The 12,049-nt window shown below is 70.9% G+C and carries 13 protein-coding genes and 1 pseudogene; 9 read left to right on the top strand and 5 right to left on the bottom strand.

What is annotated here, in order from left to right; genetic code table 11:
• Positions 1-97 precede the first annotated feature (97 nt).
• The 4 genes from OG259_RS27890 to OG259_RS27875 all read left to right on the top strand — a co-directional run bounded on the left by OG259_RS27890 (position 98) and on the right by OG259_RS27875 (position 3,279).
• The gene (locus OG259_RS27890; RefSeq protein WP_328944747.1) at positions 98-1,087 is read left to right on the top strand and encodes a metal ABC transporter substrate-binding protein; all 990 of its coding nucleotides are present in this window, start codon (positions 98-100) and stop codon (positions 1,085-1,087) included.
• Between the two features lie 26 nt (positions 1,088-1,113).
• Complete coding sequence (locus OG259_RS27885) at positions 1,114-1,887, top strand: metal ABC transporter ATP-binding protein (protein WP_328944746.1); 774 nt, start codon at positions 1,114-1,116, stop codon at positions 1,885-1,887.
• 16 nt (positions 1,888-1,903) lie between these two features.
• Positions 1,904-2,797 carry a metal ABC transporter permease gene (locus OG259_RS27880; protein WP_328944745.1) on the top strand — a complete coding sequence of 298 codons (894 nt, stop codon included), beginning with the start codon at positions 1,904-1,906 and terminating at the stop codon, positions 2,795-2,797.
• Between the two features lie 71 nt (positions 2,798-2,868).
• Complete coding sequence (locus OG259_RS27875; protein WP_055603560.1) at positions 2,869-3,279, top strand: Fur family transcriptional regulator; 411 nt, start codon at positions 2,869-2,871, stop codon at positions 3,277-3,279.
• A 61-nt stretch (positions 3,280-3,340) separates the two neighbouring features.
• On the opposite strand, the gene OG259_RS27870 is transcribed toward OG259_RS27875, so the two are convergent.
• Complete coding sequence (locus OG259_RS27870; protein ID WP_328944744.1) at positions 3,341-3,886, bottom strand: YcxB family protein; 546 nt, start codon at positions 3,884-3,886, stop codon at positions 3,341-3,343.
• 98 nt (positions 3,887-3,984) lie between these two features.
• Here OG259_RS27870 and OG259_RS27865 point away from each other — a divergent pair, with 98 nt between their 5' ends.
• Positions 3,985-5,034: a helix-turn-helix transcriptional regulator gene (locus OG259_RS27865; RefSeq protein ID WP_328944743.1), complete on the top strand. Its 1,050-nt coding sequence runs from the start codon at positions 3,985-3,987 to the stop codon at positions 5,032-5,034.
• Between the two features lie 145 nt (positions 5,035-5,179).
• Positions 5,180-7,903, top strand: coding sequence for a M4 family metallopeptidase (locus tag OG259_RS27860; protein WP_328944742.1), 2,724 nt, complete (start codon positions 5,180-5,182; stop codon positions 7,901-7,903).
• 58 nt (positions 7,904-7,961) lie between these two features.
• Here the strand turns inward: OG259_RS27860 and OG259_RS27855 are convergent, their stop codons facing one another.
• The 4 genes from OG259_RS27855 to OG259_RS27840 all read right to left on the bottom strand — a co-directional run bounded on the left by OG259_RS27855 (position 7,962) and on the right by OG259_RS27840 (position 10,269).
• Entirely contained in the window at positions 7,962-8,786 is an 825-nt protein-coding gene (locus OG259_RS27855) for an isoprenyl transferase (protein ID WP_328944741.1), read from the bottom strand.
• 17 nt (positions 8,787-8,803) lie between these two features.
• Positions 8,804-9,553 (bottom strand): DNA repair protein RecO, encoded by a 750-nt coding sequence (gene recO, locus OG259_RS27850; RefSeq protein WP_328944740.1) that lies wholly within the window; start codon positions 9,551-9,553, stop codon positions 8,804-8,806.
• A 282-nt stretch (positions 9,554-9,835) separates the two neighbouring features.
• Positions 9,836-10,051, bottom strand: a complete 216-nt coding sequence (locus tag OG259_RS27845) for a hypothetical protein (protein ID WP_030317441.1) — start codon at positions 10,049-10,051, stop codon at positions 9,836-9,838.
• Positions 10,048-10,269 carry a hypothetical protein gene (locus OG259_RS27840; RefSeq protein WP_328944739.1) on the bottom strand — a complete coding sequence of 74 codons (222 nt, stop codon included), beginning with the start codon at positions 10,267-10,269 and terminating at the stop codon, positions 10,048-10,050. The genes OG259_RS27845 and OG259_RS27840 overlap by 4 nt, the downstream gene beginning before the upstream one ends.
• Before the next feature lie 132 nt (positions 10,270-10,401).
• On the opposite strand from OG259_RS27840, the pseudogene OG259_RS27835 reads away from it, so the two are divergent.
• The 3 genes and pseudogenes from OG259_RS27835 (at position 10,402) to OG259_RS27825 (ending at position 11,963) form a co-directional block, all read left to right on the top strand.
• Positions 10,402-10,996, top strand: a pseudogene (locus OG259_RS27835) (Scr1 family TA system antitoxin-like transcriptional regulator).
• Complete coding sequence (locus tag OG259_RS27830; RefSeq protein ID WP_328944738.1) at positions 10,978-11,172, top strand: DUF397 domain-containing protein; 195 nt, start codon at positions 10,978-10,980, stop codon at positions 11,170-11,172. Before OG259_RS27835 ends, OG259_RS27830 begins: the two are co-directional and overlap by 19 nt.
• On the top strand, positions 11,169-11,963 hold the full coding sequence (locus tag OG259_RS27825) for a hypothetical protein (RefSeq protein ID WP_328944737.1): 795 nt from the start codon (positions 11,169-11,171) through the stop codon (positions 11,961-11,963). Before OG259_RS27830 ends, OG259_RS27825 begins: the two co-directional genes overlap by 4 nt.
• Positions 11,964-12,049: the final 86 nt, after the last annotated feature.

Here is a 12,049-nt window from a genome sequence, read left to right as displayed (position 1 = left end):
AATCGGTTCGGTACGCGGATCCTCCGAGGGGGCTCGTGGGCGGAGCCACACGTACGACAATTGACAATCGTTTCCAGTTTTGTTGAAAATGAGTGTCATGAACGTACGCCGCCTGATACCCACCACCGCCGTCGCCGGAGCCGTCGCGCTCGGGCTCGTGACCCTCTCCGCCTGCGGCGGCACCTCCGACGCGGCCGACAAGGGCAGCGACGGCAAGCTGGACGTGGTGGCGTCGTTCTACCCCATGCAGTACCTGGCCGAGCAGATAGGCGGCGGCCACGTCGCCGTCGAGACGCTCACCAAGCCCGGCGTCGAACCCCACGACCTGGAGCTCAAGCCGAGGCAGATCGGCGAGCTCGGCGAGGCCGACGTCGTCCTCTACCTCAAGGGCGTCCAGCCCGCCGTCGACGACGCGATCGCCCAGGCCGGCGTCGAGAACACCGTCGACGCCGCCACCCTCACCAAGCTCGAGGCCCACGGCACCGAGGTCGGCCACGCGGGCCACGACCACGCCGAAGGCGAGCACGCGGAAGAGGAAGCCGGTCACGACCACGGCTCCGAGGCCGGCGCCGACCCGCACATCTGGCTCGACCCCGTGAAGTACGCCGAGGTCGCCAAGGGTGTCGGCACCGCACTGGAGAAAGCCGACCCGGCGAACGCCGCCGACTACAGGAAGAACACCGACGCGCTGGTCAAGAAGCTCGGCGACCTCGACACCGACTTCGCGACCGGTCTGAAGAACACCGCGACGAAGACCTTCATCACCACCCACTCCGCCTTCGGCTACCTCGCCGAGCGGTACGGGCTGGACCAGGAGGGCATCTCCGGCATCGACCCCGAGTCCGAGCCGAGCCCCGCCCGGATCAAGGAACTCCAGGACATCGCGAAGAAGGACAAGGTCACCACCGTCTTCTTCGAGACCCTCGCGAGCGACAAGACCGCCAAGACCCTCGCGGGCGACGCCGGCCTCAAGACCGACGTGCTCGACCCGCTGGAGGGAATCACGGAGACCTCCAAGGGCGATGACTACATCGAGGTCATGCGGTCCAACCTCGCCGCGCTGCAGAAGGCTCTCGGCGCCAAGTGATCACAGCACAGCAGGAGGTACGAGCCATGGCAGCCCCCGAAGCGGAACCCGTCATCTCCGTCCGCGGAGCCTCGGCGGCCCTCGGCGCCCGGCCCGTCCTCCGGGGCGTCGACCTCACCGTCCGGCGCGGTGAGGTCGTCGCGCTGCTGGGCGCCAACGGCTCCGGCAAGTCCACCGCGGTCCGCTCCGTCATCGGCCAGGTGCCGCTGACCGGCGGCACGATCGAGCTGTTCGGCACGGAGCGGAAGCGGTTCCGCGACTGGGCCCGGGTCGGTTACGTGCCCCAGCGCACCACCGCGGCGAGCGGCGTCCCCGCCACCATCCGCGAGGTCGTCGCCTCCGGCCGGCTCTCCCGCCGCAGGTTCGGCTGGCTGACCAAGGACGACAAGGCCGCCGTCGAGCGGGCCATCGGTCTCGTCGGCCTCGCCGACCGCGCCAAGGACTCCGTCTCCGCCCTCTCCGGCGGCCAGCACCAGCGGGTCCTGATCGCCCGCGCGCTCGCCTCCGAGCCCGAGCTCCTGATCATGGACGAGCCGATGGCCGGCGTCGACCTGGCCAGCCAGGAGATCCTCGCCTCGACCCTGCGCGAGCAGGTCGCCGGCGGCACCTCCGTCCTCCTCGTCCTGCACGAGCTGGGCCCGCTGGAGCCCCTGATCGACCGCGCGGTCGTGCTCCGCGACGGCTGTGTCGTCCATGACGGCCCGCCGCCCGAGGCGCTCGGCCAGCACGCGCTGCCGGGCCACGACCACGTCCATCCGCACGCGGCCGGGGAGCCGCTCCGTACGGGTCTGCTGACCTGAGGAAGCTGACCTGATCATGGAAATCCTCCAGCTCGCCTTCATGCAGCGCGCGCTCCTCGCGGCCGTGCTCGTCGGCATCACCGCGCCCGCCGTGGGCATCTACCTGGTCCAGCGCCGACAGGCGCTGATGGGCGACGGCATCGGCCATGTCGCCATGACCGGTGTCGGCCTCGGCTTCCTCCTGAACTCCAGCCCGGTCTGGATGGCGACCGCCGTCGCCGTCGTCGGCTCGGTCGCCATGGAGCTGATCCGGGCGTACGGGAAGACCCGCGGCGACCTCGCGCTCGCGCTGCTCTTCTACGGCGGCATGGCCGGCGGCGTCCTGCTGATCAACCTCTCGCCGACCGGTTCCAACGCCAACCTCAGCTCGTACCTCTTCGGCTCGCTCTCCACGGTCTCCACCGAGGACATCACCGCCATCGCGATCCTGGCCGCCTTCGTGGTCCTGGTCACGGTCGGTCTGCGCCGGCAGCTCTTCGCGGTCAGTCAGGACGAGGAGTTCGCCCGCGTCACCGGCCTCCCTGTGCGGGCCCTGAACCTGCTGATCGCGGTGACGGCCGCGGTGACCGTCACGGTCGCCATGCGGGTCGTCGGCCTGCTCCTGGTCAGCGCGCTCATGGTGGTGCCGGTCGCGGCGGCCCAGCAGCTGTCGAAGTCCTTCCGCGCGACCTTCGTCCTCGCGGTGGTGACGGGCATCACCGTCACCCTGGCGGGCACGGTCACCTCGTACTACCAGGACGTGCCGCCCGGCGCGACGATCGTTCTGTACGCGATCGGGGTGTTCGTCCTGCTCACCCTGCTCGCCACACCGCTCGCCAAACGGCGGGCGCGGGCGGCCGAGGCGGGCGCGGAGAGCTGTGACGCACCGGTTCCGGCCACCCGGCGGCCCTCGGACGACGTGAAGGTCTGATCCGGCCCGGACTCAGGTGCGTGGGGGGCTGGCAGAATGGCGGGGGCAGACAAGCATTCAAGGAGGCCCCCGTGGTGACGGCAGGACCCCCCGTACGAGGCCGCTCGACCAAGCAGCGTGCCGCCGTCTCCGCGGCACTGAACGAGGTGGACGAGTTCCGCAGCGCCCAGGAGCTGCACGACATGCTCAAGCACCGCGGCGACTCGGTCGGCCTCACCACCGTCTACCGCACGCTGCAGTCCCTCGCGGACGCGGGCGAGGTCGACGCGCTGCGCACCAGCGAGGGCGAGACGGTGTACCGCCGCTGCTCGACCGGCGACCACCACCACCACCTGGTGTGCCGTCTCTGCGGCAAGGCCGTGGAGGTGGAGGGCCCGATGGTGGAGCAGTGGGCCGAGACGATCGCCTCGGAGCACGGCTTCGTGAACGTGGCGCACACGGTGGAGATCTTCGGCACGTGCGCGGACTGCGCCGGCAAGTGACCTGACAGGCGACGAACGAGGCGGCCCGTACCGGATCTCCGGTACGGGCCGCCTCGTTCGGTCATCTCCTGGTGATGTGCCGGTCGAGGACCGCCCGCAGCCGGTCGGCGTCGGCCGGGTCGGCGAACCCGCTCTTGGGCAGGTACGCGAAGCCGGTGCCGGTCCGCCGCGCGGTGAGCAGGACGAAGAGCCGGGGGGTCTCGACGTACTGGGGCAGCATGGCCCAGCGGATCACGACGTCGGTGTCCCGGGTGATCCACCGTCCGCCGTCCGCGTCCACGAGGGCCCTCGCCTCGCCCTGCGACCGGATCATCAGGAAGAGGCTGCGGGCGGTCGCCCAGGGCAGCACCTCCGCGGCGGACACGGCCAGGAGGCCGAGCAGGGTCATCACCACCGCCGTCCCCGGATCCGGGTCGCGCACGACCAGCAGCTCCAGGGCCGCGACGGCGAGGGCGAGCACACAGGCGCCGCGGGCCGTCCACCGCAGGACCCGCCACCATCGGGTGGCCCGCAGACGGACCCGTACCGCCTCGCTCACGTCCGTGAAGACCGGGGGGTAGACGAGTTCGAGCCCGTCCCGGGTGCCGTTGTCCGTCGCTTCGTTCACGGCGGAGAGCGTAGCGGTACGAACAGCCGGGCACCGTACCGGTTTTCGATCATCCCCCTTAGCCTGACCCCCGTCGTCGGCCGCGGGAGGGGAAGCGCATGGAGAGCACGCCGAAGGACCTGCCTGCGGCCCCCGATTCCTCGCTGCTCTCGCTCCTGGGTCTCGACGCCGAGCAGGACGCCGTCTACCGGCTGCTCGTCGACCGGCCGGACAGCGTCCCGGCGTCGGTCACGGAGCCCGGCACGGACCCCGGGGCGGTCGTCCGCGCACTCCAGGGGCTGGTCGACCGGGGGCTCGCGAGTGCCGAGCGGGACGGGGACGGCGTACGGTACCGGGCCGCGTCGCCCGTCCTCGCGCTCGGCCCGCTCCTGGAGTCGCGCCGGTCCGCGCTGCACCGGGTCGAGCATTTCGTCTCCGAGCTGGCCGAGCGGCACCGGGCGGCGGCGTCGTCCCTGACCGGCGGCGTCCCGGTGGAGGTTCTGACGGGGGCGGCGGCGATCCGGCGGCGGCTGGTGGAGATGCAGCGGAAGGCGCGGCACGAGCTGCGGTCGCTGGTGCCGGCGATGGGCAGGACGGTCGCGATCAGCTTCGAGGACAACCTCGACGCGGTCGAGCGCGACGCGATGCGCCGGGGCGTGGTCGTGCGGGCGGTGGTGGCGCGCGCGTGGCTGGAGGAGCCCCGGGCGGCCCGGTGGCTCACCGCCCTGGCGTCGGAGGGTCAGCGGATCGCGGTGACGGAGTCGCTGCCGATCAAGCTGGTGCTGGTCGACGAGGACGTGGCCCTGCTGCCGCTGGATCCGGCGCGGGACGAGACGGTCGAGGAGCCGGTGGCCCTCGTGGTGCACCGCAGCGGTCTGCTCACGGCCCTGATCTCGCTGTTCGAGCAGTACTTCGCGCTCGGCCGGGAGTTGAGTCCGGCCGTCCGGGGGTCGGAGTCCGAGGGGCCGGGGCCGCTCGATCCGGTGGACCGGCAGATCGTGGCGCTGCTGCATGTGGGGCTCACGGACGCGGCGATCGCCCGGCAGTTGGGGATCGGGCACCGGACGGTGCAGCGGCGGCTGCACGAGCTGATGGAGTCGGTGGGGGCGGCGACCCGGTTCCAACTCGGCTGGCACGCCTCGGAGTCGGGCTGGCTGCCGGCACCGTGACGGCGGAGCGAGGCGGCTTTACGCCTGGGCGGTTTTGCGCCGTGTCTCACCCCTTGTAAGCGGAACCTCACCTACCGAACCATCGACCCCATCAGTCGCGAGGGTCCTTCCGGCCCTCGCGAACGTGTGTGATGGGGAGGGCTTCGTGAGGACTCAGAGAACCCGACGGATACGCCGGATGCTCGCGACCGGTGTGGTCATGGCGGCCACCGGTTCGGTGCTGCTGACCGCTCCGGCGCAGGCCGAGGAGGTGAACGAGCCCACCCCGGCCGCCACACAGGAGGCGCCGGAGGCGGTGGTCGCGCCCCGCATGACCCAGGGCCTCGACGGCGCCACCACCCGCCGGGGCACCCCGGCCGAGGCGGCCCGCGCCCATCTGAAGGCCCACCAGGACACGTACCGCGTGCCGGAGACCGACCTCGCGACGGTCAGGACGAGCGCCGACGGCGGTCAGGCCTCGGTCCGTTTCCGGCAGAAGCGGAACGGCGTGCCGGTCTTCGGCGCCGAGTACGCAGTGCAGACGGAGGCGGCCGACGGAGGTCAGCACGTGACCTCGGCGACCGGCACGCTCTACCCGGAGCTGACCGTCTCCACCACCCCGAAGGTCACCGAGGCCACCGCCGAGCGGCGGATGCTCACCCTCGACACCCGCCTCGCGGCCGCCGAGGGCACGGCGACCGAGCGCCACGGCCTGACCGTCCTGCCGGGCGCCGACGGCGGCCGTCTTGCCTGGCACTTCACGGTGACCGGTGCGACGGCGGCCGGTGAGCCGCTGCGCCAGGAGGTCTTCGTCGACGCCCACGCCGGCGGCATCGCCCTCTCGTACAACAACATCGACGCCGCGACGGCCGCCCCCGAGAAGGGCACGGGCGTCCGCGTCGACGGCACGGAGACCCCGCTCGACGTCAACAAGGAGACGGACGGCTCGTACACCCTGGTCGACTCGGCGCGGGCGATGTTCCCGGTGACCGGCGGCCAGGTCATCACGTACGACGCGAACCGCCAGAGCTATCTGGACGTCGCCAACGGCCCGGTGAGGGAGGGCACCACGATCGTCTCCTCCCCGACGAACCGTTTCGCCGGTACGGCGACGAGCTCGGGTGCGGTCGACGCCCACGTCAACGCGAGCAAGGTCTACGAGTACCTCAAGGACCAGCTCGGCCGGGACGGTGTCGACGGCAAGGGCGGCACGATCCACTCCGTCGTCAACGTCGCCAGGAGCGGCAAGGACTACGCGAACGCCTTCTGGGACGGCACCAAGATGGTGTACGGCCACATGAACGGCGTACCGCTGTCGGTCGGGCTCGACGTCGTCGGCCACGAGATGGCGCACGGCGTCACCGAGCACAGCGCGGGGCTGGTCTACCTCAATCAGTCCGGCGCGCTCAACGAGGCGATCTCGGACTACTTCGGCAACGCCATGGAGACCGCCGACAAGGGCGTCGCCATGACCGACCCGACCTCGGGCCTGATCGGCGAGTACCTCTGCAACGGCACCAAGCCGCTCGCCGAGTGCGCCCTGCGCGACATGAACGACGGCCGGGTCGCGGGCGAGGACTACCTCCCGGCCTCGCTCGACATCGACAACGGCGGGGTGCACCTCAACTCCACCGTCGTGTCCGGCGCGATGTGGGACATGCGCAAGAGCATGGACACGAAGCTCGCCGACCGGATCGTCTACCGGGCCGCGCAGAACTACCTCACCCCGCTCTCCGGTTTCAGCGACATGCGGAACGCGGTCACACTGGCCGCGAAGTCCCTCAAGGTCTCCAAGGCCGACCTGGCCGTGATCGACGCCGCCTTCGAGGCCCACGGCATCCGGGAGGGCTGGGAGAAGCGCGGCGGCACCCACGACGGCCGGACGGTCGCCGCCGACGTCCTGCCCGCGTACGAGGTGTACAGCGGCGTCGACGAGCAGGCCGCGCAGATCAGCGGCGACGTGTACGCGATCGGCCACGGCTCGGCGGAGGCCTGGGGCGCGAACAGCGCGGCCTTCGGCATCACCGTCGGCCGCTTCTCGAAGGAGCACGGGACGTCGGACCACGAACTGGCCGAGAAGGACGCCTACCTCCTCGACCCGTCGGTCGACGACGACCGGATCGTCTTCACCCGGATCACCGCCGACTCGGTCGGTGTCTGGACGGCGAAGGACAAGGGCCACGGCAAGATCCGGAAGCTGGTCGACGGCCCCGCGGACGAGCTGGAGCCCGCGACCGCCGACGGCCGCCTCGCCTACATCAGCCGCGAGGGCGCCGAGTCGGACGTCATGCTCCTGGACCGTGACGGCACGACGGTGAACCTGACCCCGGCGGTCGGTTCGGACGCCACCAACCTGACGATGAAGCACGGCACGGTCGCCTGGCGCGACGAGCGCGGCAAGTTCGTCAACGTGTACGACATCGCCACCGGCGAGACCAAGCGGCAGAAGATGACGAGCTTCGCGCTCGGCGAGATCACCGACGTGCAGCTGTCGAAGGACCGGGTCTTCTGGCGCGAGACCACGGCCTTCCTCTTCCGCCTCGACTCGTTCTACTCGGCGCCGCTCTCCGACCTCACGAAGCGCGCGTCGCTGAAGAAGCCGGGCACGACCTACGGCGGCCAGTTCTCCGTCAGCGACGAGTACTTCGCCTACTCGACGTACGACGCCTCGGGCGCGCTGGGCGGCTGGACCGGGAAGATCGGCAAGGTGTACGCGGCTCCGCTCGCGGACGTCGTCGACGGCACCCCGGAATTCCAGCGGATCTCCTGCTCCTCGGGCATGCAGCTGGCCCCGGCGCTCGGTGACGGGCAGCGCGCGGCCTGGCTGGACACGACGGCCGCCTCGACGGACGTGGTGACCCGGAAGACCTTCGCCGGCACCTGCTCCTGATCACATGACGAGGCGCCCACCGTCCGAGGACGGTGGGCGCCTCGTCGTCGGCTTCGGCTCAGCCCTTTTCGAGGACGGCCATGTCGGCCGGGTCGACGCCGCCGAAGCGGCGGTCGCGCTGGGCGTACTCGACACAGGCCCGCCACAGGTCGCGGCGGTCGAAGTCGGGCCACAGCACGTCCTGGAAGACCATCTCGGCGTACGCGCTCTGCCAGATCAGGTAGTTGGAGGTGCGCTGCTCGCCGCTGGGCCGCAGGAACAGGTCCACGTCCGGCATGTCCGGGTAGTAGAGGTACTTCTGGATGGTCTTCTCGGTGATCTTCGCCGGGTCGAGGCGGCCCGCCTTCACGTCCTCGCCCATCGCCTGCGCCGCGTCCGTGAGCTCCGCGCGGCCGCCGTAGTTCATGCAGAAGTACAGCGTGAGCTTGGTGTTGTCCTTGGTCTGCTCCTGCGCGATCTGGAGCTCCTTGGCCACCGACTTCCACAGCTTGGGCATCCGGCCGACCCAGCGCACCCGCACGCCGAGCGAGTCGAGCTGGTCGCGGGACTTGCGGATGAAGTCGCGGTTGAAGTTCATCAGGAAGCGCACCTCCTCGGGCGAGCGCTTCCAGTTCTCGGTGGAGAAGGCGTACAGCGAGATCGAGCCCACGCCCATCTCGATCGCGCCCTGGAGCACGTCGAGCACCTGCTCGGCGCCGACCTTGTGGCCCTCGGTGCGGGGCAGGCCGCGCTCCTTGGCCCAGCGGCCGTTGCCGTCCATGACGATCGCGACGTGCTCGGGGACCAGCTCGGACTGGAGCTTCGGCGGCCGGGCACCGGAGGGGTGCGGCTCGGGGGTGCTGTACTCCCGGCGCTGGCGACCGAGCAGTCGTGCGATGGCCATGACGTGGTCTCTCCTACCTAGCTTTTCTCTACGTACCGCAGCGAGCGCAGGCCGCGCTCCAGGTGCCAGTGCAGATAGGCGGACACGAGTCCGCTGCCCTCCCTGACGTGACGCGGCTCACACGCGTCCGCCGTCGCCCAGTCGCCGGTGAGCAGCGCGCTGAGCAGGCCGATGGCCTCCGCAGAGGGTACGACGCTTCCGGCCGGCCGGCAGTCGCCGCATATGACGCCACCTGCCGCGACCGAAAAGAACCGGTTGGGGCCGTGAAGTCCACATTTGGCACAGTCGTCGAAGCTGGGCGCGTAGCCGTTCACGGCGAGCGAGCGGAGGAGGAAGGCGTCCAGGATGAGGTGGGGTGCGTGCTCGCCCCGGGCGAGGGTCCGCAGACCGCCCACGAGCAGCAGGTACTGCTGCACGGCGGGCTCGCCCTCGTGGTCGGTGAACCGTTCCGCCGTTTCCAGCATGGCGGTGCCGGCGGTGTAGCGGGCGTAGTCGGTGACGATGCCGCTGCCGTAGGCGGCGATGGTCTCGCTCTGGGTGCAGAGCGGCAGGCCGCGCCCGATCAGCTCACTCCCCCGGGCGAAGAACTGCACGTCCACGTGCGAGAACGGTTCGAGTCGCGCGCCGAACTTCGACTTGGTCCGCCGGACCCCGCGCGCGACAGCGCGTACGCGCCCGTGACCGCGCGTGAGGATCGTGATGATGCGGTCCGCTTCACCCAGCTTCTGGGTGCGCAGCACGATGCCGTCGTCACGGAACAGACTCATGCGCCCATTCTCGCGTACGGGAGGGAGCCTCCGGACCGGTACGGGGTGACGGCGGCCCGGCGCCCGGGGAGCAGCCCTCGGCGGCGGCGGCGATCAGCGCCTGGAGCTGTTCGGTCCCGCGACCGGCCCGGCCCGGCTCCGCCGGAGGCCCTGCCGGAGAAGCACCTCAAGCCCGTGTTCGTACGCGACCTCCCGCCGCGCCGACCCGGGCACCCTCGGTACGACGGACGCCCGGCCGGGTTCCCTCCCGGCCGGGCGTCCCTGGTTCCGCACGATGCGGAGTCAGGGCACCTCGCCGCGACTCCGCGCGTTCACGTGCGCCGTGGCCGCGCTCAGCCGCTCGGCCGAGGTCGCCTCTCGTACCCCGTCGGGCTCCACGTCCCATTCCCGCCCGCCACCCAGCGGCCGGACCTGGACGTAGGGCCCCTCGTGCCCCATGACCCTCCCGACCCGCCCGGTGCGGATCTCGACGACGTACGACCCGATGGGCAGTGTCATGACCGGTCCTCCTCCCCCGGCAGGACGGCGGCGGCGAGGAGCCGGGCCGTTTCCACCGTGCAGCATCCCAATGCGACGAGCGGCCTCGGAGGATCGGCGGCGAGGGTGACGACGTCGAGCCCGAGCGAGGGAAGCCGGATTCCGGCCCTCGCGAGCGCCTCGCGCAATTCCGTCACTGCCTCTTGTGCGACGTCGATGGCCCCCGTGGTCGTCTTCATGATGTCTTCCTTCACCAACGTATGCCTTTCTGAATCCATTTCCTGCTTCGCCTCACCAGGGTGGGGGCGGATCCGTAGAATCGACAGATGCGCAGGTCGTACAACTACGGCGCAGGCTTGGGAAGTTAGCCCATGGCCAAAGGCAAGCAGCAAGACAGCGCATGGGTGTTCTTCGGGGAGGTACTGAAGGAGCGCAGAGAGGCTGCGGGCCTTACCCGGGAAGAACTGGGCGGACTGGTGTTCGTCTCGGGCGCCTACATCGGCCTGTTCGAGCAGGGAATTCGAAAGCCGCAGCTGGATGTGGCAATGCGAATCGACGAGGTCCTGCAAACCGGCGGCATTTTCGAACGGACGTGTCGCCGACTCATCGACAAGTCGCCGTACGCCTCTTATTTCCACGAGGTGGCGGAGCTGGAGTCGGTGGCGACGAAGATCTGCGAGTTCGCGCCGACGGTGGTGCCGGGCATTGGTGACCGTCCTGCCCCGATCGGTCGGCGCGCACGCCTACATGACCGGCTCGCTCAAGCTCATGGAGTTCCAGGACCAGCCGCCAACCGCCTATGCGGAGACGGGGTTTTCGGGCACGCTCCTCGACGATCCGGCAGTGGTGAAGCAGGCACAGCGCGCCTACGATCTGCTCAGGGTCGCCACACTGTCGCCGGAGGCGTCCCTCGCACTGATCGAGTCGGCGGCGGAGGACTGCAGACGATGCCCGAGTACGGCCTGACCGACAGCCACTGGTTCAAGAGCTCCTACAGCGACGGCGACGGCGGCGACTGCATCGAGGTCTCGCACGACGTCCCCGGTGTCGTCCCCGTCCGCGACAGCAAGAACCCCACCGGCCCCGCCCTCCTCGTCCCCGCCGCCGCGTGGACCGCGTTCGTCGCCGGCATCAAGAGATGACGACGCCGGTCGTGCTGCGCGGCGGCAGCGACGCCACCCTCCGGTTCGAGGGTGGGGCCGTGAACCTCCGCCAGGCGGACGGGGAGCACCACATACCCCTGGCAGCCGTCGCGCGCGTCCGCGCCGGAGGCGGGGTCGTCGAGATCGAGCTGACCGCGCTCGACGAGGACGAGGCGGTCACGTACCGCGTCGAGAGCGCGAGCGCGGCGGACGCCACCGCCTTCGCCGAGGCCGTCACCGCCGCCCTCCCCGAGCACGGAACGGTGAGCGACGGCTCCGAAATCGTCGTCAGCCGGCTCACACCCGTCCCGCTCCCGCGGCGGATCGCGGAGTGGGGCGGGGCCGCGCTCTGCGCTCTCGTGCTGCTGGGCATGCTCTACCGCGACGTGCGGCGGTCGGCCGACCATGGCGAGTACGGCTGGGCCCTCGTCTTCGCCGGTCCCGTCGCCTTCGTGGGGGCCGCCCTCGCCTTCAATGCCGGCCATGCGCTCCACCGGCGGTGGTCCTACCGGCGGGACGGCAGCACGGCGACGGCGGAGTTCTCCCACCGGACGGACGGCAGGAGGGCCCGTCGGGTGTACCGGTACACGGACGCGACCGGGCGGAGCCACACGTACACCTCGAAGAGCGGCGGCGGCGAGGTCCGGGTGAGTTACCTGCCGCACGCCCCGCACCGCGCCGTCACCGCCCTGACGCCCGGGCGACTGGTCGGCCTCGTGACACTGCTCCTGGCCGGAGCGGCCGTCTGCACGGGCGGGATCTTCGGTGTCGTCCTGTCGCTCGGCGACTGAGAAGGGCGGGCCCCCGGCGCCACCGCGGTGGGCGCCGGGCTCTGCGGTGGGCGCCGGGCTCCACGGCACCGGACAGGTCGTCCAGC

The sequence above is a fragment of the Streptomyces sp. NBC_00250 genome, assembly GCF_036192275.1.
Taxonomy (GTDB): domain Bacteria; phylum Actinomycetota; class Actinomycetes; order Streptomycetales; family Streptomycetaceae; genus Streptomyces.
This window is presented reverse-complemented; position numbering and strand designations above follow the sequence as displayed.